The sequence below is a fragment of the Arthrobacter sp. NPDC097144 genome (assembly GCF_044762205.1).
In the GTDB taxonomy this organism is placed as follows: Bacteria; Actinomycetota; Actinomycetes; order Actinomycetales; family Micrococcaceae; genus Arthrobacter_B.
Genome location: NZ_JBIWDW010000001.1, coordinates 304,363 through 326,376, shown reverse-complemented (window position 1 = coordinate 326,376; position 22,014 = coordinate 304,363). Strand labels below are relative to the sequence as shown.

Here is a 22,014-nt window from a genome sequence, read left to right as displayed (position 1 = left end):
GAAAAAATTCGGGCAGTACTCCGTTATCGACGGTGGCTGGCAACTTCTGACTGCAACGCACTGATCACTGGATCAGCGAACTGCAGCGCTGTTCCCATAACCGGCGCCTTCGTCCCGGCAACCACGGAACATCCAATATCAGGAGTTTGAAATGTCTGAGCAGAAGCTCGCAGGAACCGTCCGCACCGAATTCGGCAAGGGTGCAGCCCGCAAGGCACGCGTTGCCAACATGATCCCCGCAGTCATCTACGGCCACGGCGCCGAGGTCATGCACATCCTGCTGCCGGCCAAGGCAACCACCCTGGCAGTCCGCACGTCCAACGCCCTGCTGGAAATCGACGTCGACGGCGAGTCCCACCTGGCCCTGGCCAAGGACATCCAGCGCGATCCGATCAAGCAGATCATCGAGCACATCGACCTCCTGACCGTCCGCAAGGGCGAAAAGGTTGAGGTTGAGGTCAACGTTCACGTTGAGGGCGAACTGGCACCGGGCGGCTCCGTCTTCAACCAGGAAGCCAACACTGTCCTGGTTGCCGCAGATGCCACCAACCTGCCGGAAACCATCGTGGTCAGCATCGAAGGCCGCACGGCCGGCGAGCACATCTACGCCAAGGACCTGGAACTGCCGGCCGGCGTTGAGCTGCTGCTGGACCCCGAGACCATGGTCATCAACATCTCCGAGTCCGTTGCACAGGACCTGGGCACGCCGTCTGACGACGAGATCGCCGTTGCAGCTGCCGAAGTTAACGCAGAGGTCTAATTCATCTCCGGGGTCTGCTCCCCGTAACGGAGCCGTCCGGTTCTTGTCGAAGGAGCAGTACCTGCAGTGAACAGCAACACCTGGCTGGTAGTCGGGCTCGGGAACCCCGGGCCCGACTACAGCCGCAACCGGCACAATGTTGGCCAGATGGTCCTGGATGACCTGGCCTCCCGCGTGGGCGGGAATTTCAAGAGCCACAAATCCCGCGCCCTGATACTTGAGGGGCGCCTGGGCATCGGCGGGCCCCGCGTCATCCTGGCCAAGCCGCAGACCTACATGAATCTCTCCGGCGGCCCCGTCTCGGCGCTGACCAAATTCTTCGATATTCCGGCGGACCACGTGGTGGCCGTGCACGATGAAATCGATATCCCCTTCAACACCATCAAACTCAAAGCCGGCGGCGGCGAAGGCGGCCACAACGGGCTCCGCGACATGAGCCGCGCGCTGGGCACAAAGGACTACTTCCGGGTCCGCGTGGGAGTGGGACGTCCCCCCGGCCGCATGGATACCGCCGACTACGTCCTCAAAAACTTCCCGCCGGCCGAGGCCAAGGAACTGCCTTTCCTCATTGGAGATGCGGCAGACGCCGTAGAACTGCTGTTGACCGAAGGGCTCATCGCTGCCCAGCAAAAGTTTCACGCCCCGGCATAGTTAGCAGGTAGTCCGGCCGGGAAGACGAGTAAGGATCCCGTTCCCCCAAAAGCCTGCAGACCCATTGTTGGACCCGTTTCCCGTGCCTAATATTGAGGCATGCCTTAGGGCACTCAAAAGCTGGGGCCGGCGTCGGGAGGCCTCCGAGACTGGGCCACCCCCATCCCGGCGCCGGTCCCTTTTCTTTTATCACCTGCATTAGCTGCGACACAAAGGTCCATGCCTTTCTATCTTGTAGACGAAACCCGGCATCCCGCGTACGCTCACACCAATGACAGGTGCCTTCGCCGTCGTAATACGTTTTTAGCTCCCAGCCGCCCACCAGCTGCTGGGAGCTTTGGTGAGAGGCGCCGGTAAGCAGAGCATTCGACGGCCGGGGGGCGTGGAGCTACAAGATGTTCGATGTTGAAAGTGACAGCAGATCCGGTTATCTCATCGGCAGGGAGAGTTCCCTTGCGGAACTGGCTGACGTGCTGCAGTCCGGCAACGGCGCAGTGGTCGTGGGCGCCTTTGGCATGGGGAAGAGTACGCTTGTCCGCGCTGCGGCAGGACCGGAATTCCATGCGGTGGCCATTCGCGGAAGCGTTGTTTCCCAGCGGACTGCGTTCGGTGCCCTCGCCTCGCTGATTTCAGGCCTGTCCGTGGGACTGGACGCCCGCCCCGCACAGCTCCTGCAGGATTTGGAGCGGCACCTGCTGGAACAGGCGGGCGGGAAGCGGCTGCTGCTGCTGGTGGACCAGGCGGAGCACCTCGACCACCTGACCGCAATGGTGGTCTCCCAGCTTGTTCGGCGCTCCTCGGCCCTCGTCCTGGCGTCTGCCGAAACCCTGTACGGCGCAGCCCCGGAGTTTCTTGCGCTCTGGACCGAAGGCCTGCTCCACCGGATAGACCTCGCTCCCTATACCCGTGCGCAGACCGGGGAGCTGATGGAGAGCATTCTCGGTGGCAGTGTTTCCTCGCGCGCCGCGCATGCGGTGCATGTTCATTCCGGCGGAAACCCCTACTACATCATGCTGCTCACCCGCGAACAGGCAGTGGAAGGCAACCTCATTGAGCGGGACGGAGTATGGGTCCTGGTCAAGCCGCTGCAGTTTTCCGCGCAGGTCACAGAGGTGGTGGCGGCCCGGCTGAAGCGGCGCCCTCCGGCTGAGCGTTCCCTGATCCAGCTCCTGGCGCTCTGCGAGGAGCTTCCGCTGGACACGGCGCTCCAGCTGATTCCCGCAGAAACCGTGGACGCCTTGGAAGAGGAACGCCTGACCTGCGTTTCTTCTGCCGGAAATATCCGCCTTGCTCCGGGAAGTTCGACGGCGGCCATCGCCGGAAGCATAGCGCCGGGCAGGCGCCGGGAACTCTGGGAAGAAGTTGCTGCAATTATCGACCCCGCAGCACTTGGGCCCGCAGCCCTGGCCGGCTTTGCCTGCTGGACGCTGGAGTGCTCCGGAACACTGGATCCGGAGACGGCGCAGCGGGCGGCGGAACTGGCCGTTGCTGCCGGAGATCCGGATCTCGCCCTGCGCTATATCTCTTCCGTGCCCCCGGGCCTGCGCAGCCGGGCGATGCTGCTCCAGGAAGTCCGGGCGCGCATCGCTGCCGATGACAAGCAGGGAGCCCTGCGGGCCTTGGAGCAGCTGAGTGATACGGAAGGCCTCGGGGACGAGGACCTCCGGGCCGAGCTGCTGCAGCACAGGATTGCGCTGCTGCGGGGACTTCCCGATGCCGGGGACCCGCACGAGGCACTGGAGACGGCGCATGCCGCTCTTGCCGCAGGCGGCGCCGGAGCCCCCAGCCGCAAGAGGCAGGCAGCGCTCGTGCTGGCGCGCGGTGCACTTGCCGTGGACTCCGGCCGTTTGGGGGACATGCCGGAAGAGCTCGCCGCCATCGGAACGGATGTCCTGCTTCCGGCTGCTCTTCGGGCCCGGGCCATGGCCCTGCAGGCGCAGTTCCTGGCTTTGTCCGGCCGCGGGGATGACGCAGTGGACCTCATCGAGTCCGGGTGTGAAGGGCTCACCCAGGCCTTGCCGCGAATCGTTTCCGCAGCAGTCCATGCCCGGATGGTCCTGGCGCTGGTTGCCGCCGGAGAGTATGCCAGGGCGCTTGACCTGGTGGCACGGACCTGGGGTGCGGAAGACGAAGCAACCGTTCCGGGGGGCATCGACGAAGCGGCCGCCGGACTGGTCCAGGCGCTGGCGGGATGTGCAGACCGTGCACGCTCGGTGCTGGCGCCTTTCGCCGCCCAGCTGCGGATAAGCGATCCGGGGGATCTGCTGCCCCTGACCCAAACGCTGGCAGCCTACGTCCAGTTGTTGTTGGGCTCTCCGGCGGAGGCAGCGAAGCTTGCCGCCGATATCCCGGAGTACCGGTATCTCCCGCTGGCCCCCCTGCAATTCCTTGACCGGCTGCTGCGGCTGCAGGCGGAACTGGCCGCAGACCCGCAGGCGCTGGGACGTGAGCTGCGTGCCCTGGCTGCCGGCTGCCGCGAGCAGGGAATGGTGCTGCCGGCCCTTGAATGCCTGGCCGCAGCAGCACGCCACGGGGACGCTGAGGCAGCACGTGAACTGGCCGAAACAGGCGGACGTGCCAGCGGGGCGTGGGCTCGGGCCCTGCACTGTTTTGGCGCAGGACTGGACCAAAAGAATCCTGCACTGCTGGTGGAATCGGCCGAGCTCGCCCTCTCGCTGGGAAATGTCCTCATGGCCTACACCGCTGCCGGCTCCGCCCTCCGCCTCCTGAACGGCCGGTCCGGCACCGAAGACCGCGCCCAGGCCAAGGCCGCCCGAAACATCGAACACCTCAGCTTCCGCGAACTCTGCCACGCCAACACCATTCCCGCCCTGATGGACACACTGACACCGTTTGAAGCAGATTTGGCCCGGCTGGCCGCTGGTCCGGCAACCCGAACAGAAATTGGCGGTGAATTGAACCTGTCTCCCCGTACGATCGACTGGCACCTGGGTAAGATCTTCGACAAGCTGCACGTTTCGGGGCGCTCCGAGCTCAGCGAAGTCCTGGCCTAGGCGAAACAGGACAGGAAGGTCAGGGGGGGGAGGCTGATGAAACAGGACTTTGGCGAGCGGCCGCTGGTGGGCAGAGGGGCAGTACTTGATGCCGTGATGTCCAGCATCCTGCGCCCCGGCGGCTACGGCGCGGTGGTGGTGGCCGACGCCGGCATGGGCAAAAGTGCGCTGGCGTCAGTGGTTGCCGCAAAGGTGAAGGGCCGCTTCCCTGTCCACCGCATCCACACCAGTTCATCCCTTGCACACGTTCCTTTCGGTTCGCTGGCACCCCTGATCTCAGACCTGGCGCCGGCGGACGCTGATTCCCCTTTTGCCGTGATGCGCTCACTGCTGCACCGTTTGTTCCCGGACGGGAATGAGCCGGGCCCTATGGAAGCACCGCTGCTGATAGTCGATGACGCGGACTGCCTGGACGAGGCCGGAGCGGACCTTTTGGTGCAGCTTGTTGCCGCTTCCCGTATCCGTCTCCTGCTCCTGGCCCGGCGGATTGCCGATATCCCCGCTGCGGCGTCCAACCTGGTCTGGGAGGGTTCACTTTCCCGGCATGAACTGTTTCCGCTGAGCGAAGACCAGGTTCACGAACTCTGCGTCCAGGTACTGGGCGGTCCGGTGCTGACCAGCACCAGCAGCGATGTGACCCGGGTCAGCGGCGGCAACCCCATGCTCGTGCTGGCGTTGCTGTCTGAAACCGTTCGCGTGGACAGCCTCGTGTTCCGGCACGGTGTCTGGCTGCTGCATGAACAAATGCATCCGCCGCAGGGGCGGCTGGGTGATTTGCTCCGCGCCCAGCTCTGGGGGCTGAGCGAAGACGAACGCGACGCGCTGGAAATTATCGCGCTGGCAGAACCGCTGCCCGCTGCTGCCGCCTTCGAGCTCGGCCTGCACCGCGCGGTGGACTCCCTGACCGAAGCCAAACTGGTGACCATTTCCGCGGAGCCGGCCAGGCTGCTGCGGCCTTTGCATCCGTTGTACGGCGAGATTGTCCGCCAGCTGGTTCCTGCCGCCCGCAGCGCCCGCCTGCGCCGTCGGCTGCTCGCTGTAGCCGCACCGATTCGGGACAGCCCCGACAACCTGCTGCGATTGGTGACCTGGTCCCTGGACTGCGGCGCGGAGGTGCCGGACTCCGCCCTCGTGCACGCCGCGTACCGCGCGAACAACCACTTTGACAGTTCTGCCGCACTGCGCCTTGCCGCCGCCGTCAAGGGCCCGAAACAGGCGATGGCCGCCAGGGTCCAGGCCGCCCGTGCCTGGTTCCAGGACGGGAACCTTGAAATGGCCCATGAACTGATCAGCGGTGTCACTGATGCCGCCGCTGACCTAACCACCCTCAAAATGGCGGTGCTCATCAGGGTGGAACTGGCACGGCGGAACCACGGCGCCTCCGGCGGCCTCTCCGCCATTTCCGCGGACTGGCTGGCCGGTGTGGACCGCATTGAGGCCGCTGCGCAGGGAAACCCCGGCGAGGAACTGACCGCGGATATCGTTTCCTCCCGGCGCGGCGGACGCCTGCTGGCCCTGATCGGCATGGTCAGCGAAGGCCGTTTTCGCCCTGCAGAGGAGGAACTGCATTCCATCCTCGAGGACGCCCGGCAGGCCGGCGATGATGAAGCCACGCTGATTGCCGGAACGCTGCTGGCAGAGATCATGACGGAAACGGGCCGTGCCCGGAGTGCGTACCGGATTTCACTTGAGGCACTCCGGATCCTCGACGCCGGCGGACAGCGGTTTCTCTCCTACTACCAGTTTGTCCTCCAGCGCCACCTGACCACACTCCTGTCGCTGGAAGAGTGGGAAGAGGTGCAGGCCGTTGCACAGCGCGGCATTGCCGGGGTCTTTGGCGGAATTGTGCATGTGGCAGGCGCCGTCGAGTTCTCCCTTGCCGTGGTGCATCTGCGAAAGAATGACAGCGCCGCGGGACTTACCCACCTCCTGGCCGCCGTCGAGGGCCTGCGGACGAGTGACTCGGAGGGACTCCTCGAACTCACCCTGGCGCTGGCCGCCCTGACCGCGGCAAGGGAAGGGCAGATGCCTGCGGCGGAGGAACTGCTGGCCGACGGCGCAGGCCTGACTTCCCGGGGACCCGCCAGCTACCGCGTGCTGGCAAACGGGTGCCGGGCAGCTGCCCGGTCCTTGATCCTCATGGAACGGGAACCCTCGAAAGTACTCCGGGAATTCGCAGACCAGGCGGAGGAATCGGGTTTTGTGGCGGTGGAACTGGAGCTGCGGTCCCTGGCCGTAACCCTCGGGGACTTTGACGGACTAAACCGGCTGCTGAAGATCACGGAGGAGTTCGAGGGTCCGCGGGCGCCCATCCTGAACCGGTTTGCCCGGGCGGTCCTGGATGAGGACATCGATGAGCTGCTCAGCTGCGGCTCCACCAGCGAGCCTGAATGGGAGCCGCTGGCCCAGCAGTGCGCCGGGGAAGCGCTCCGCCTGGCAAAGGCAAGCGGAGACCGCGCACTGCTCCAGCGGGTCCAGCGCACCCTCGGCAAGCAGGACAGCGGGCTGCCCGCTGGCCGGAATTCCCCTGCCGGATTGCCGGTGCTCACCCGCCGGGAACGTGACGTTGCCTCCCTCGTGATGCAGGGCTACCGCAATGCTGAGATTGCCGAGCGGCTCTTCCTCTCGGTGCGCACCGTCGAAGGACATATCTACCGGACCTTCGAAAAGCTGGGCATCAGCAAGCGGGAGGAATTGAAACAGGAGCTTCTGGGAACCGGACAGCCCGGGAAAAACCAGTAGCCGGCCAGCTGTCCAACAGTAGGTCCACGCAGTCAGTTCCCCACATCCGGGTACCCCTTACGCGTGCCCGGCGAATTGCCGGGAGCATACGGTGGGGATGCTTCCCATGCCGCTGACGGCCGGGGAGATGTTAGGTCTCGCCGAACTCCCGGCTGAGAACCGCCAGCCGGGTCACACGCTGCGATATTGAGGTCCCCGATGAGCACTCTCCAGCATTCAGGCCCGTTCCACGAGTCCCTGATTTCACCCCCACAGCTGGTTCCCTTCCAGATTCCTGTCCGGGTTCCAGCCCGCGGCAGGTCCGGAAAGCCTCGGCCGGATGACCCGCGGGACGCCGCACGCGCGGCCGTTCTTGCGGCGCTTGACGAATCCGGCGCGGTCATCCTTGGCCCGGCCGGGATCGGCAAAACCACCCTCGTGCGGGAAGTAGTGGGACTCTGCGGGCATGCCTCCACCGTGCATCTTCGCGGCAGCACCGTCTCTGCACGCACGCCGTACGGCGCCCTGGCCTGGCTGCTCAGTGACCTGCCGCCGGCGGAGCTGGCCAGCCCGGTCCTGGTGCTGCGGGCACTGGAGGCACAGCTGATCCGCGAAGCAGCGGGCCGGCGGATCATCATCGTCATCGACAACGCCGAAATGGTTGATGACCTGACGGTTCTCGTCACGGCGGAACTCTGCCGCCGCGGAACCGCTGCGCTCCTGCTGGCCTGCGGGGACCTGATCCGGTGCCACCGCGAATATGTCCGGCTGTGGACCGACGGTGCCCTGAGGCGGGTTGATCTGGGTGCGCTGGACGTGCACCAGACAGGAGAGCTGCTCGCGGCTGCGGCCGGAGCGCCCCTGACCACCCTGGCCCAACAGATGCTCTGGCAGCACAGCCGCGGAAATCCGCTGCTGGCCCTGCTTCTGTGCCGCGACCACCTTGCCACCGGGTCGCTGGTTCGGCGCCGCGGTTACTGGACCTGGGGCGGGCCGCTCATCCATTCCGGTGAACTGCCGGAACGGGTGGAATCGCTGCTTCGCCGGTTCACCGAGGAGGAGCGGCGGGCCGTGGAGATCCTGGCGCTGTGCCGGGAGCTGCCGCTGGAGATCCTGCTGTCCCTGGTGCCGGCCCGCATAGTGGACTCCTTGGAGGAAAGTTCACTGATCACCATTAACGGCGGCCGCGGCCAGCCGGTCCGCCTTGCCTGGAACCTCCAGCCGGGAACCATCGCGGCCCGGATTCCCTATGGCCGCAGCCGGGATCTTTGGGCGGAGGTCTCCCTGACCGCCGCCCCGCAGGGGCTGAGCGGAGCCGCTGCCGCTGGTCTGGCGGCGTGGTCGCTGTCCGTTGGCATTGCCCTGGAACCCGGTGTGGCGTTGGCGGCGGCGCACTGGTCCAACCAGACCGGAGACACGGGGGAGGCCCTGCGGTTCTCGCGGGCCGGGGCGTCCCCGCAACCGGCGCCCCTTGTTTTGGAGGAAGCCGCCGCGCTGCGCGCCGCCGGAAACCACGCCGGGGCCCACCGGGTCCTCGCTGCTGCGGAGCACGACGGCGACAGCGCCCCGGAGGAGCTGCAGCTACGGTTGCTGGGGGCCCGCGCCCTGGCCGCGGCCCGTCTCCACGGATCCCCGGAGGACCCGTGGCCCCTGCTGGAACAGGCCGAACGGCTGCTGCCCGAGGATACCGGCGCCAATCCCGGGCCCCGGGTGGAAGCAACGCTGGCACGGGCGGAGCTCCTGTCCCTGGACAACAGGCTTCATCAGTTGCCGCCCTCCCTGGCGGATGACCTTGAGGATCCCGCCGTTCTTCCTGCTGCTCGGCTGTGGGCAGCAATCCGGCTGGCCGAACAGCATGCCGCTGCCGGCCGTTTCGCCGAAGCCATGGAACTGGTGACGCTGGCCCGGTCCCGGCTGGCAGCAGGCCTGGAAGCGGATGTCAGGACCCGCGAGCTTTTCTTCCACCACCTTTTCTTCCTGTTGATTCGCTGCGGGGAATTGGGCGAAGCCCTGGAACTCACCAATGCGGCTGGCGACCCGGGCGGCAAATCCGGGCTGCGCACCTCCGCCGGGACGGAACTGCCCACCGGTCTGGTGCACGCCTACGCCGGCCGGGGAGATGCCGCCCTGGAGTTCCTAACACCGGCGCTGGCACAGCTGGAATCCTCCGATCCGGATGAAATGCTTCCCCTGGCGTTCGCCGCCGCAGCGTACTGCGGTGAGCTGAAGCGGCAGACGGGAAAGGCACCGGAAGTGGAGTTCCCGCCGGAACCCAGGTACCGGACGGATCCTCCGGTGGAGGCAGCGGTCCGATACTTCCGGATCCTGTCGGGTTTGTCAGGCGCGGCGGGGGAAACGGACACCAAAGCGGAGGAACTGCGCAGCTCCGCCGCGCAGGCAATGGCTGAGGGGAACATGCCCGACGCGCTCCTGGGCTACGCCGCTGCCGCCCTGCTGGGGTCAGAGCCGGCGGCGTCGGCACTTGCTGCTGCAGCCTCCCACGCTACGGGCACCCTGGCCGGCGGGTTGCGGGAGCTCGCAGCCGGGCTGCTGAACAAGGATGTTCCGGCCCTGATCGAAGCCGGCGGAACCGCCCGAAGGCTGCAGAACACCCGGCTGGTCCACGGCGCGGCCTCCGCCGCCGGCGCACTGGGGGCTGCCGGCGGCACCAGCCGCACCCTGCTGCGGCGGGCACGGCACCTGGAATATGAATCTTTCCGCGGCCTGTCGCCTGCCAACAGTGTCCAGCTCAGGCTCGCCCAGCTGGGGGATGTGGAGCGTGAGCTGGCGCTAAGGGCAGCTGCCGGTGAAACCAGCGCGGCGCTTGGCCGGCGGTTCCACCTGTCGGCGCGGACGGTGGACTGGCACCTGGGCCGGGTATTTGCGCACCTGCATGTTTCCGGACGCAGCGACTTGCAGGCCATCCTCGGCACACCGGACCAAAGCGGCGCAAGCGGCGCGTAGCGCGGCCGGGCCGGCGGCTTTCGCCGCACGGCGTACTGAGGACTTCGCCGGCCGGGTACTCAAGAACTGAGTGGTTTCGGTTTGTGCGTGTACCCGAATCCAAGTAGTGCCTCTGCTCGACTGGTACACGGTACTCGTGTTCGCACTCTGTTGTCCTCCTACTGTGGCGGCAGGTATAGAACATGATCTGTGGCGCTGACCTTGGGGCAGGACACAGATCACCGGCAGAAACGGGTCTCACCGTGCAGAACAGCAGTTCACCGTCTTATGTCCTACGTCAGTCCGCTGCGCGCCCGGAGTTCATGGGCGCCACCTCTTCCCTGCCCGGAATTCCGGGGCAGGACGCGGCCGCACGGGAAGAATCCGTGCCGCCCCTGTTCGTGGGCCGCAGGGCCGTCACCCAAACCATCCTCGACCGGTTGACCTCCGGCGGCGGCGCCGGCTGCATCCTGGTGGGGGAGGCCGGAAGCGGGAAAACCGCCCTCATCCACCACGTACTGCGGCAGTGCGGGCCGGATACCTACGTGGTCCACGTCCGCGGCTCCGCGTTCTCCGGGCGTACTCCCTTCGGCGCGCTGACGTTCCTTCTTTCGGACCTTGATCCGGACGTTTCATCGCATCCGGTCCTGATCCTGCGCGGACTCACCCGCCTGATCCAGGAACGCGCCCAGGGCCGAAGTGTCCTGCTGGCTGTGGACAACGCCGAAGAACTCGATGAATTCTCCGCCATGGCCTTGAGCCAAATGGTGCTGAGCCGCACCGCAGGCCTGCTGGCCTGCTTCCGTGACTTCAGTCGGGCGCCGGCGGAATTCGCCGGCCTCTGGCGTGAGGGCATCCTGTCCCGCGTCGACTTGGAACCGCTGAGCCTTGCCGAAACAGCGGAACTGCTGTCAGCTCAGCTGGGCGGTCCCGTCTCCGGCTCCGCGGTGGCAAACCTGCACCGCCACACCGGCGGCAACCCGCACCTGCTGGCGCTGGGCTGCGCCGATTACCGTGAGTCCGGCAGGCTTCGCAGCAGCGGAAAGGTTTGGGTCCTGCAGCCCCGGATACCCGTAGCCGCGGGGCGTGTCACGGACACCGTGCTGGCACGGCTGGACCAGCTCACGGAACGGCAGCTGGTACTGGTGCGGACCATCGCCCTGGCCGGTTCCCTGCCGCTGGCCACTGCCGTGCATGACGTGGAGCCCGGCGAGGTGGACACCCTGCAGGAGCAGAGAATCCTCTCCGTTGAGCAGCACGGCGTTCCGCATGTCATGATCCGTGACCAGGTGCTGGCCGGCGCCGTCTGCCTTTCCCTGAGCGAGAGCACGCGAAAGAGTCTCCTGAACCGGTTGCGGGAGGCGGTTCCCGCCGGGGGACGTGCCGGTGAACCGTCCGCTGCGCAGGACGACGCCGGAACTGACCCGGTGATGTCGGTGGTGGACCCGTCCCGGCTGGCCAAGTGGCAGCTGGACAGCGGCGAGGTGCTGGATACTGCCACCGCCGTCGTCGCAGCCCGGGCGGCCAATGCTGCCGGAAACCCTGCGCCCGCGATCCGCTTTCTCACCAGCAGCAAGGGCTACGCAAAGAACCCGGAAGCAGTTGTGGAGCTGGTGACCGCGCGGATGACAGTGGGTGAGTACGGGGCGGCTCTTTCCGCCCTGGGCACCTACCGGGCCAGCGGCCGGCAGTCCGATCGGCTGGAGGAAGCGCGGCTGCTGATCGCCGAAAACAGGGTGCTGTGCATGGCAGCCACCGGAGCGCTCGCCGGTGCCGGTCCCGCCGGGGTGCTGCCGCCGGGCGCCGCCAAGAAACACGAAGAGCTGCTGGCCAAAGCCGAGGAACTGGCGGCAGAGCTGGCCGCGGACGGCTCCGTCGCCCGCACCGCCGTCGCCGCCTTGAACCGGCAGCTCATCCTGGCCCGCGCGGAGTGCAATTCTACGCACGGCAGGTTCCTTGAAAACGCCGTGTTCCTGGCCCCGCTGCAGGCGGACTCGTCCGGCCAGGACAAGGAGTTCCGTGTCCTGATCGGCTCCTGGCTCTGCGAGGCACTGGGAATGACGGACCGGCAGGATGAGGCGGTGGAGCTGACCCAGGAGATGGAACGCCTGCTCGGAGACCCCGACGTCGGCCGCGACTGCCGCACCCGGTCACTGGCCCGGATCATCCACGTCCATTTCGCCATCGGGGCGTTGGACAGCGCGCGCAGCGTGCTCGAACAGCAGATCCGCCACGGCAGCCCGACGCTGCTGCCCGGAATGTTCAGCGAACTGGCCGGCGGACTGCTGCACGCCTACGCCGGAAATCCCGGGCCGGCGCTCCGCTGCCTCCTGCCTTCCGTCGCACAGCTGCGGCTGAGCGGACCCGAATCCATGCTTCCCATGGCGGCAGCGGCAGCGGCGTACTGCCTTGCCCTGCAAAAGGACAGGGAAGGCGCGGAGGCATACCTCCAGCTCCGCACCAAAGCGGCCGACGGCGGTCCCTGGACCATGCGCCGGGCCGCCCGGCATTTCGCGGCCCTGGCCGAGGCTGCCCTGGGTTCACCCCAGGCAGCCCGCCGCTTCGTTGACCTGTCCGCCCATGACCACCGCCGGGGTGCGTACTCCTATGAGCTGCTTTCGCTGCTGAGCGCAGCCCGGCTGGGTGACGTGGAGAACCTTGACCGCGTCCTGGCCGTAGCCGACCACCAGCAGGGCAGCTTCGCCCGGATGTGCGAAACGTATGCCAAGGGCGTGGGGAGTTATGACGCGCAGCTGCTGATCCAGTCCGGAGAGCAGGGGGAAGCAGCCGGGCACGTCCTGTTTGCCAAGGAAGCCTCGGAACGGGCACTGGCGGTGGCCTCAGGTGCCGGCGACCGCGCAACGGTCCGGTTCATCCACCGCAGCCGGCGCGGAGCAGAAGCCCGGCCGGCCGAGGGAAGCGAAGTGGCGGACGAGTACCTGGGCGCCCTGACCTTCCGGGAACGTTCCATCGCACGCATGGCTGCTGCGGGAACCAGCAACAAAGCCATTGCCGCAGAGCTGAACATTTCGGTGCGGACCGTGGAGGGGCACCTGTACCAGGTCTATTCAAAGCTCCATGTGGGGAGCCGCCGGGAACTGGCCAAAGTCATCGCGGACAAGTCAGGGGCACGCAAATGACCGGCGCACGTCCCGCAGCCAACGAAACCCGAGCCGCCCTGTTTGGCCGTGACCGGGAGGCGCAGGAAGCGACGTCCCGCCTGCTTGAACCGGGCATGCGCGGAGTGGTAATCGTGGGGGAGGGAGGCATGGGCAAATCGGCGCTCGCGGACCACGTCCTGGCGCGGCTGGACGGAATTGTCACTCCTTCCTTCATCCACGGCAGCCCCGTCCTGTCCCGCATGCCCTACGGCGTACTTTCGCCGTACCTGGAAGACGCCGGTCCCCAGGACATGGACTCGACCCTTGCCGTGCTCCGGACCATCCGCCGCCACTTCCGCCGGATCAGCGAGACGGGCAGCCCCCAGCCGCTGCTGGTCATCGACGACGCCCACTACCTGGATGAAGCCAGCTGCCACGTCCTGACGCAGCTGGCCATGTCCGGGGAACTGCGGCTGCTGGTGCTGACCCGGCCGCGGGCCCTGAGCATCCACGAACTGCTGTCCCTTGCGCGTGACGGACTGCTGGCACGCATCGACCTGGGCGCACTGTCCCCGGATGCGGTCCACGAGGTCTGCCAGGGAGTCCTGGACGGACCTCTGCTGCGGGCCTCCAGCGCCTTGCTGGCGCGGGCATCCGGCGGCAACCCGCTGTACCTGAAAGCCCTGCTGTCACAGTCACGCAAACTGGGAGTGCTGGCCGAAGGCAACGGCGCGTGGTTCCTGCGCGGCGAACCGAACGGACTGGTCACCGGGGTGGTTGACCAGGTGAAGGGCCACCTCAGCGGCAGGAATGCAGAGGAACGGGACACCCTGGAAACCCTGGCACTGGCGCAGCCGCTGCCCCGCTCCGTCCTGACCGCCGTCTGCGGGCCGGCCCCGGTGCATGCCCTGCTTGCCGAAGGGGTTCTGTCCGCCGTGCCCGGCCCTTCCGAATCGCTGTCGCTGGCCCAGCCCCTGCACGCGGACGCCATCCGGTTCCTGGTTCCGGCTGTCCGCAGCGCAGCAATACGCGCCAGGGTCCTGTCCTGCCTGGATGCCGGCGCCGGGCCCGACTTAGCGAATCCGTCCGAGAAGCAAGCCTGGCTGCGCCGGCTCGAGTGGGCGCTGGACTGCGGGGACGCCGTCGCGGAGGAGGAACTCCTGACGGCGGCCCGGGCAGCGAACGACGACGGCCGGTCATCCTTGGCTGCCCGCCTGGGCTCAGCAGTCCAAGAGGGCCCGTACCTGCTGCCGGCGCGGGTGGAGATAGCAGCCGCGCAAGTGGAAATGGGCGAATATGCCCATGCCCGGGACTTCCTTGGGGAAATCCTGGCACCCGGACAGGCGATGCCGGTTCCGGATGAGGAGACACTGCGCCGTGCAGCCATGGCCATGTCCCTGGTCTGTATCCGGTCTGGCCGGAACGCAGGGGAATTGGAGGACCTCGCCCGGAACTGGCTGGCCGTCTCCGCTGAATTGTCTGCCCGCGGCTCAGGCACGGGGGAGAACCCGGGGGAGGATCCGGGGGACGGGCCGGGAGAGGGATCAGCCGAACCGGTCGCCGAACCGGCCGCAGAAGCGGCGGCCGGTGCGGAATTGCTGCGCCTCGCGGCGCTGGCCGCCGCCGGCGATTATTCCGCGGCGATGGACGGGCTCGCCCCGTTCGTGCTGCGGCCGGTGCCAAAGCGGGCGGGACCGGAGGCCCTCTGGCTTGTGGCGGCCCGGCAGCTGATGGCGGAGATCCTGGTCTCCCGCGGAAAAATCAGCAGCGCGCTGGAACACTCAGGTGCGGCACTGGAGCTGATTGCACGCCTGGGCGGGCCGGTGCATGCGCACTGCGGCTCTGCGGTGGTGCGTCATGCGCTGGGGCTGCTGCACGGCGGCCGCTTCTCGGACCTGGAACGCCTTCTTGCCGCCAAGCTGGACAGCACGCCGGAGCAGCTGCTTGCCTACGGCGGCACCATGGGCGTCTTTGAGGGAGCGGTGGAAATCCACCAGGGCCGGTTGCGTGAGGGGCTGCAGCGGCTGCACCCGGCAGTGGAAGCGCTGCGGATTTCGGACCCTGAAATGCTGCTGCCCTACGCCCTCGGGCTCGCCGGTTATGCCTCCACCGTGGTGGGGGACCGGACCCAGACTGCCCGCTACGCGAAGGAGCTGCGCAGCGTTGGCTACCCCGGACCGCGCCCGCTGTGGCTGACGGGCCAGGCCTACGCGGCCGCAGCCCTGGCTTCGCCTGACCCGGACGGCAGCGTGCCGGCGGAGCTGGCGGACATTGCGGCGCAGGCGAGGGAAGAAGGTTTCCTCGCGGCGGAGAAGGACATTCTGGAACTGTGCCTCGCCGTCGGCGACCTCCGTTACGCGCCGCGGCTGCAGGAAATCAGCGCGGAGTTTGAAGGCGGGGAGGCGCAGGCACTGAACGCGTATGCCCGCGCGGTTGTTTCGGGAAACCCGGATCTTATGGTGGCAGCTGCGGATGAAGCCGTCCGGCACCGTAAGTACCTCCTGGCTGTGGAAAGCATTGGCCACGCCATCCGGTTCTACGGAGCCCACGGCAACCTCCGCCGGCAGCGCGCCCTGATTCAGCAGCTGCGCCGCCGCCGGGGAGAGCTGGCCGGGGTGACGGTCTCCTACCTGAGCCCGTCGCTGCACCTGGTCCGGCTGACCCGCCGTGAGCATGAGATTGTGGATCTGCTGCTCGACGGGGCCAGCACCAAGGATGTGGCGGCCCACTTCACGCTCTCCCAGCGGACGGTGGAGGGCCACGTTTACCGGATCTACGTGAAGCTGGGCATCAGCCGGCGCGCGGACCTGGAAGCTGCCTATCTGGCGCTGGAACCCGGTGCTAGCCCGGCGGCCATGGAATAGCCCGGACGTCCGCAGAGGTCCTGCCCCAAAGCCCCGCTGTGCCCCTGACATCCAGGGCCGCAGCGGGGCTTTTGGAGTTTAAAACCCCCCAAGGTGCCGCGGCTCGGTTGTCCGGCCAAGTAGCCCTAGGTATGCCTCCCGCAGAGGGAGAAATTGGCCTGAGGAGTCGAGTAACCATTACTCGTGCCGGGCCTGAACGCCCCTCCTAGTCTTTGGTGTGTTGATTGATTTGCAGGGAAAAGATGCGGGCTATCACCGCACGGACGGCTGGATTTTTCCGGTCTGAGTGCGCGGTGCTCCCGGTGGGAATATCCCGGTGGAAACCGATAGACCGCCCCGCAAACCAATCATCCGGCGCCCTCGGCGCCGGTCCCCCGAGCGGGGTCGACGGTGTCGAAGCCTCTTGAGACCAAGGCTTCCCCCCAGCCGCCGTCGGCCCCTTCGGACGTTTTAGCAACATAGGAGAGTCTCGGTGACCGACCTTAAAGATGCTGGACTCCGGCCAAAACGGGCACTGTCCTCCACCATTCCCCCTCCCGCTTTCAGGCTCGCGGCACCAGCGGCGCGCCAGGCCAGCGACGGCGTCCGCTGGACCAACAAGTACCGGAAAATCCTTCATGTCTCCGATCTCCTGTCAGTAACGCTGGCCGTGACCCTGGCCCATCTGACGCGCTTTGGCGTGGGCACCGAGTACATGTCCGGCGGCGGAAGGCTGAACATCCCCTATCTGGCAGTTTCCGCCGGAATCTGGCTGGCCTGGATGTCTTCGCTGGCCGTCTACCGCACCCGGGATGCCCGGATCGTGGGTACGGGCGTGGATGAGTACAAACGCGTCATCAGCTCCACGGTCATCGTGATGGGACTGATCGCGGTCTTCTGCCTCACGTTCCAGGTGGACATCTCCCGCGGATACTTTGCCCTTGCCTTCCCTGTTGGCCTCGGCAGCCTCATCCTTTGCCGGCTGCTGCTGCGGCAGTGGCTGAAAGGACAGCGCGCCAAAGGCCGCTATCTGTCCAAGGTGATCATCCTGGGCCGGCCCAAAGATGTCCGTTACGTGGCCAGGCAGATCCAGCGCCGGGAGAACTCCGTTTACCAGGTGATCGGTGTTGCGCTGACGTCATCAGGTACCCGGGAATGCGGCACTGCGGCCAAACCGATTCCCGTGGTGGCGGACCAGAACACCATTGTCAGCGCCGTCCGCCGCCTGCGGGCGGATGCGGTGATAGTGGCAGGCCGGGTCAAGGGCCCCAGCTCATATGTGCAGGAACTGGGCTGGGAGCTGGAAGAGTCCGCAACCCAGCTCATCCTCACCACCGGCCTGACCAACGTTGCCGGCCCCCGCATCCACACCCGTCCGGTGGAGGGCCTGCCGCTGATGCATGTGGAGCTGCCACAGTTCTCCGGCAGCAAGCACGTGCTCAAGCGCGGCCTGGACGTGATTCTTTCCCTGGCCGCCCTGGTGATGCTGATTCCGGTCTTCGCGGTGCTGGCCATCCTGGTCAAAAGGGACAGCCCCGGTCCGGTGATCTTCCGCCAGGAACGAGTGGGCCGCGACGGAAAGTCCTTCGAGATGCTCAAGTTCCGGTCCATGGTGCAGTCCGCCGAAGACGATCTGGCCGGCCTGCTGGACCGCAACGAAGGGGCCGGGGTGCTCTTCAAGATGGAACACGATCCCCGGGTGACCTCCGTGGGCCGATGGATGCGCAAGCACTCCCTGGACGAACTGCCGCAGTTCTGGAATGTCTTCCGGGGCCACATGTCCCTCGTCGGCCCCCGTCCGCCGCTGCCCCGCGAAGTGGCGCAGTACGACGGCCGGGTGCACCGCCGGCTCTACATCAAGCCGGGACTGACCGGGATGTGGCAAATCAACGGCCGGTCCGAACTCGACTGGAAAGAGGGCGTGCGAATGGACCTCTACTACGTCGAAAACTGGTCGCTGGCCGGCGACCTCCGAATTCTCTGGCGCACGGTGGGCGTTGTCCGCCGGCCAGTAGGCGCTTACTAACCAACTTCCTCCGGCTTCGGCTGGGCCACTCTAGAGAAAGCGAAGAAACCATGAAATCTCTTGTTACCGGAGCCGGCGGATTCATCGGCGGCCATCTTGTGGCGCGGCTTATCAGCGAAGGCCATGAAGTGCGGGCAGTGGACTGCAAGCCCCTCGATGAGTGGTACCAGATCCACGACTCGGCAGAGAACATCCAGGGTGACTGCTCGCTGCTGGAAACGGCACACGAGGTAAGCCGGGGAATGCAGCACGTGTACAACCTGGCAGCGGACATGGGCGGCATGGGGTTCATCGAGAACAACAAGGCACTGTGCATGCTCACCGTCCTGACCAGCACCCACATGCTGGTTGCCGCCCGCGACGCCGGAGTGGAGCGCTTCTTCTACAGCAGCTCGGCGTGCGTCTACGCTGCGGACCACCAGACCTCCGCTGATGTTGTGGCGCTGAAGGAAGAACACGCCTACCCGGCGCAGCCCGAGGACGGCTACGGCTGGGAGAAGCTCTTCACCGAGCGGATGTGCCGGCACTTCCAGGAGGATTACGGCATGCAGACCCGCGTGGCGCGCTTTCACAACGTGTACGGCCCGGAGGGCACCTGGGAAGGCGGAAGGGAAAAGGCACCGGCCGCTTTGTGCCGGAAGTTTGCCTATGCTTCCCTGACCGGAGAACTGGACCTGGAAATCTGGGGTGACGGGGAGCAGACCCGCAGCTTCATGTACATCGACGACTGCGTACGCGGCATCCTCGAAATCATGAACGGAGATTCCGCGGAGCCCGTGAACCTGGGCTCGGCCGAACTGGTGTCCATCAACCAGATGGCTGACAAGCTGGAGCAGATTTCCGGAACCATCGTCAACCGCCGCTACAAGCTGGATGCACCGCAGGGTGTCCGCGGGCGCAACAGCGACAACACCCTGTTCAAGGCCACCTACGGGTGGGAACCGTCCATCAGCCTGCAGGAGGGGCTGGAGCGGACCTACGAGTGGATTCAGGACCAGGTCAAGGCGCAGAGGGTCTAGCCATGCGAATCCAAGTGCATGACTTTTCCGGCCATCCTTTCCAAGCCGAACTGTCCCGGGAACTGGCTGCGCGCGGACACTCGGTGGACCATGTGTATTCCACGCAGTACGGCAGTGGAAAGGGAACGCTGGAACGCACGGCGGCGGATTCGGAGCAGCTCAGCTTCTCACCGCTGACCGCCAAACAGCCGTTCCAAAAATACAGTGCGGTGGGCCGCATCCGCTTTGAGCGCTCCTATTCCGCGGCCTGGCTGGCACACACCAAGGAAACCGTTCCTGACTGCGTGGTTGCCTGCAACGTGCCGCTCTTTGCCCTCGCGGACTTCCGGCGGGCTGCTGCCCGGCGGGGCCTGCCGTGGGTGCTGTGGCACCAGGACCTGTTCAGCAATGCGATCTCCGAGGAATTGGGCCGCAAGCTCCCCGGCGCGGCTGCCGGCACCGGCGGGGCCTTGGTGCGCCGGATAGAGGCAGGGGTGGTCAGCGGCGCCCGCCAGGTGGTGGCGATCGGTGAGGAGTTCCGCCAGGCCTACCGGCAGTGGGGGTTGGACACCGGGCATGTAACGATCATTCCCAACTGGGCACCCATCGATGAAATCACGCCCCGCCCGCGGGACAACGCGTGGTCAGCTACCCACCTTCCGCACGAAGGGGAGCTGCGTCTGCTGTACGCGGGAACCCTGGGCCGAAAGCACAATCCGCTGCTGCTCGGTGCCCTGCTGCGGGAATCGCTCTCTGCTGGCCTGCCGGTGCGGCTGATTGTGGCGTCCGAAGGCGAGGGCATCGACATGCTGCGCGAGGACCTGGCGCGGGAACCGGAACTTCCGGTCACCCTGCTGCCGTTCCAGCCGGCGGCGGACCTGCCGGAAATGCTGGGGTCCGCGGATGTCCTGGTGACCATTTTGGAACCGGGGGCCTCCCGGTTCTCGATTCCCAGCAAGGTCCTCTCCTCGCTCGCGGCAGGCCGTCCCATCCTGGGGCTCATGCCGGAGGACAACCCGGCGGCGGATGACATCAAGGAAGCATCCGGGTTTGTGGGCCCGCCCACCGACTACGGGGTGGCAGCAGCGGTGGGCTGGCTGCGCAGGCTGGATGAGGACCCGGCGGCGGCGAAGGCGGCCGGGGCACGCGGACGGCGCATAGCCGAAAACCGTTTTGGCATCGGGCCCATCGCGGACCGCTTTGAAGCGGTGCTCAAACATGCCGTTGCGGGGCTCCCCGGGGCTCCGGCAGGTTTGGCCGAGCGCCGGGCGGCGGACTTCCCGGTCGGCCTGGCCGAAGCGGCCGCCCAGCAGTCCAACGGTGTTCCGCCGCGGGTCCGCCCTGCGCATGCGGCCGCACCCGGGCTCCGGGATGTTCCACGAAAGGTCTCATGATGCTCGAACATGCACAGCGTTTGGTCCGGAAGCCGACGGCGGGGATCCAGCCCCCGGCAGGGATCCCGCAGGAGGACGACGGCGGCAGCCGCCTGCGCCGTCGTCCTCCGATTGATCTGTCCCGTGCCCCCGGTGCCGGGGAATCCTGGGGAAAGCCGCGTGCCGTGGTGTATCTCTGGTCCGCCTGCGAACTGGTGTTCGTCACCAATCCGTGGCAGATCAGTTCACGCCTGCGCGTGGCCGTGCTTCGGGCGTTTGGTGCGGAAATCGCCGACGGCGTGATTTTCCGACCGCGCACACGGGTGAAGTCGCCGTGGAAGCTGCACATCGGGGAGCGGACCTGGATCGGCGAAGGCGTGTGGTTCCACAACCAGGACCACGTCTACGTGGGATCGGACGTCGTGATCTCGCAGGAGACCTTCCTGACGACGGGCAGCCACCGCGTCCGGACGGACATGGGGCTGGTCACCAGTCCCATACGGATTGACGACGGCGCCTGGATTACGTCCCGCTGCATGGTGCTGGGCGGGTCCAGCATCGGGGAGTCCGCCGTGGTCCAGCCGATGACAGTGGTCAAGGGAACCGTGGGCGCAAACCGTGTGTACGGGTCCACGGCCCAGCCCGCCGAACTGGGCGACAGGTTCCCGGCGGCTCCCGGTACTGAAGCTCATGCCGGCGGACCGGCATGAGCTTCAGAGAGCGGGGCGGGCTAGGCGGCCGGCGGGAGGTTTCGGATGAGCTCGTTCAGAACCGGGAAGATCTTCTCGGCCAGGTACGCGTGGCCAACATCGGTGGGGTGGATACCGTCCTCGCCGATCAGTCCTTCCTCCGAGCCCGCAAACCAGCCCTCGGCCAGGGCATCGATGTACTGGACGTCTTCCTCGGCAGCCGCCCGGGCCATGGCCGCGTTGTTGGCGGAGATGAAGTCCGGGACATCGGCGTCCACCCAGACCGGGCCGAAGACCACCACCTTGGCCTGGGGAGCAATGTCATGGATGTCGGAGTACAGCATCTTGGCTGCCTGGTACATGGCCATATCAGTCTGCCGGCCGTCGTTGCGGCTTCCGAAGACCACCACCACGTCAGCGGTGGAGCGAAGCCGGAGCGTGGCGGCTTCCCGGAACACCAGGTCGGTGGCGCCACGGGTGAGATAACCGGAGCCGGGCTGGGCCATGACGCTCATCTCCACCTGGGTGCCCTGCTCATAGAAGCGGCTTCCCACCAGCCGGGTCCAGTTGGCCGGTCCGATGCCGCCCTCGGAGGAGCCGGCCACGTAGGAATCCCCCAGGATGTCCAGCTGGGGAACCTTGGGGACTGCGGGTCCTTCCGCAGCGGTTCCGGTGCGCGGATCGCCAATCGCCTGGTCCGAATTGGACAGGGCGTAAAAGGACAGCAGGGAAGCTGCGGCGAGCAGCACCAGAAAGCCCAGGGCACGGGGCCATCGGCGACGGGAGAAATATGATGTGCGGCGAACCTCACGGCTAGTTGGCATTTCTAAATGATAACTGAGCGGTCTCTGGAATAAATGCTCCAATAAAAAACATGAAATACCTGCTTCAGGGG

At 66.5% G+C, this 22,014-nt stretch carries 12 protein-coding genes; 11 read left to right on the top strand and 1 reads right to left on the bottom strand.

Going from position 1 to position 22,014, the window contains the following annotated elements; genetic code table 11:
* Nucleotides 1–151: 151 nt before the first annotated feature.
* From ACIQXM_RS01410 to ACIQXM_RS01360, 11 genes are all read left to right on the top strand, one after another.
* Complete coding sequence (locus tag ACIQXM_RS01410; protein ID WP_400926511.1) at nt 152–760, top strand: 50S ribosomal protein L25/general stress protein Ctc; 609 nt, start codon at nt 152–154, stop codon at nt 758–760.
* A gap of 66 nt (nt 761–826) precedes the next feature.
* Nucleotides 827–1,411: an aminoacyl-tRNA hydrolase gene (gene pth / locus ACIQXM_RS01405; protein ID WP_400926508.1), complete on the top strand. Its 585-nt coding sequence runs from the start codon at nt 827–829 to the stop codon at nt 1,409–1,411.
* Between the two features lie 395 nt (nt 1,412–1,806).
* Nucleotides 1,807–4,425, top strand: coding sequence for an AAA family ATPase (locus ACIQXM_RS01400; RefSeq protein WP_400926505.1), 2,619 nt, complete (start codon nt 1,807–1,809; stop codon nt 4,423–4,425).
* Between the two features lie 36 nt (nt 4,426–4,461).
* Nucleotides 4,462–7,167 (top strand): LuxR C-terminal-related transcriptional regulator, encoded by a 2,706-nt coding sequence (locus ACIQXM_RS01395; protein WP_400926502.1) that lies wholly within the window; start codon nt 4,462–4,464, stop codon nt 7,165–7,167.
* Between the two features lie 198 nt (nt 7,168–7,365).
* Nucleotides 7,366–10,110 carry an AAA family ATPase gene (locus ACIQXM_RS01390; protein ID WP_400926499.1) on the top strand — a complete coding sequence of 915 codons (2,745 nt, stop codon included), beginning with the start codon at nt 7,366–7,368 and terminating at the stop codon, nt 10,108–10,110.
* 302 nt (nt 10,111–10,412) lie between these two features.
* Nucleotides 10,413–13,229: a LuxR C-terminal-related transcriptional regulator gene (locus tag ACIQXM_RS01385; RefSeq protein ID WP_400926496.1), complete on the top strand. Its 2,817-nt coding sequence runs from the start codon at nt 10,413–10,415 to the stop codon at nt 13,227–13,229.
* The gene (locus ACIQXM_RS01380) at nt 13,226–16,054 is read left to right on the top strand and encodes an AAA family ATPase (RefSeq protein WP_400926493.1); all 2,829 of its coding nucleotides are present in this window, start codon (nt 13,226–13,228) and stop codon (nt 16,052–16,054) included. The genes ACIQXM_RS01385 and ACIQXM_RS01380 overlap by 4 nt, the downstream gene beginning before the upstream one ends.
* Nucleotides 16,055–16,526: 472 nt before the next feature.
* On the top strand, nt 16,527–18,059 hold the full coding sequence (locus tag ACIQXM_RS01375) for a sugar transferase (protein WP_400926490.1): 1,533 nt from the start codon (nt 16,527–16,529) through the stop codon (nt 18,057–18,059).
* 50 nt (nt 18,060–18,109) lie between these two features.
* A complete protein-coding gene (locus ACIQXM_RS01370; RefSeq protein ID WP_400926487.1) occupies nt 18,110–19,078 on the top strand; it encodes an NAD-dependent epimerase/dehydratase family protein in 969 nt (322 codons plus the stop codon).
* A 2-nt stretch (nt 19,079–19,080) separates the two neighbouring features.
* The gene (locus tag ACIQXM_RS01365; RefSeq protein ID WP_400926484.1) at nt 19,081–20,451 is read left to right on the top strand and encodes a glycosyltransferase; all 1,371 of its coding nucleotides are present in this window, start codon (nt 19,081–19,083) and stop codon (nt 20,449–20,451) included.
* A complete protein-coding gene (locus ACIQXM_RS01360) occupies nt 20,448–21,140 on the top strand; it encodes an acetyltransferase (protein WP_400926481.1) in 693 nt (230 codons plus the stop codon). The genes ACIQXM_RS01365 and ACIQXM_RS01360 overlap by 4 nt, the downstream gene beginning before the upstream one ends.
* Before the next feature lie 20 nt (nt 21,141–21,160).
* Here the strand turns inward: ACIQXM_RS01360 and ACIQXM_RS01355 are convergent, their stop codons facing one another.
* Nucleotides 21,161–21,943: an SGNH/GDSL hydrolase family protein gene (locus ACIQXM_RS01355; protein WP_400926478.1), complete on the bottom strand. Its 783-nt coding sequence runs from the start codon at nt 21,941–21,943 to the stop codon at nt 21,161–21,163.
* Nucleotides 21,944–22,014 lie beyond the last annotated feature (71 nt).

Coding starts and splice junctions, on each gene's coding strand:
- ACIQXM_RS01410 (WP_400926511.1), top strand. CDS start 152: ATGTCTGAGCAGAAGCTCGCAGGAACCGTCCGCACCGAATTCGGCAAG.
- ACIQXM_RS01400 (WP_400926505.1), top strand. CDS start 1,807: ATGTTCGATGTTGAAAGTGACAGCAGATCCGGTTATCTCATCGGCAGG.
- ACIQXM_RS01395 (WP_400926502.1), top strand. CDS start 4,462: ATGAAACAGGACTTTGGCGAGCGGCCGCTGGTGGGCAGAGGGGCAGTA.
- ACIQXM_RS01390 (WP_400926499.1), top strand. CDS start 7,366: ATGAGCACTCTCCAGCATTCAGGCCCGTTCCACGAGTCCCTGATTTCA.
- ACIQXM_RS01385 (WP_400926496.1), top strand. CDS start 10,413: ATGGGCGCCACCTCTTCCCTGCCCGGAATTCCGGGGCAGGACGCGGCC.
- ACIQXM_RS01380 (WP_400926493.1), top strand. CDS start 13,226: ATGACCGGCGCACGTCCCGCAGCCAACGAAACCCGAGCCGCCCTGTTT.
- ACIQXM_RS01370 (WP_400926487.1), top strand. CDS start 18,110: ATGAAATCTCTTGTTACCGGAGCCGGCGGATTCATCGGCGGCCATCTT.
- ACIQXM_RS01365 (WP_400926484.1), top strand. CDS start 19,081: ATGCGAATCCAAGTGCATGACTTTTCCGGCCATCCTTTCCAAGCCGAA.
- ACIQXM_RS01360 (WP_400926481.1), top strand. CDS start 20,448: ATGATGCTCGAACATGCACAGCGTTTGGTCCGGAAGCCGACGGCGGGG.
- ACIQXM_RS01355 (WP_400926478.1), bottom strand. CDS start 21,943: ATGCCAACTAGCCGTGAGGTTCGCCGCACATCATATTTCTCCCGTCGC.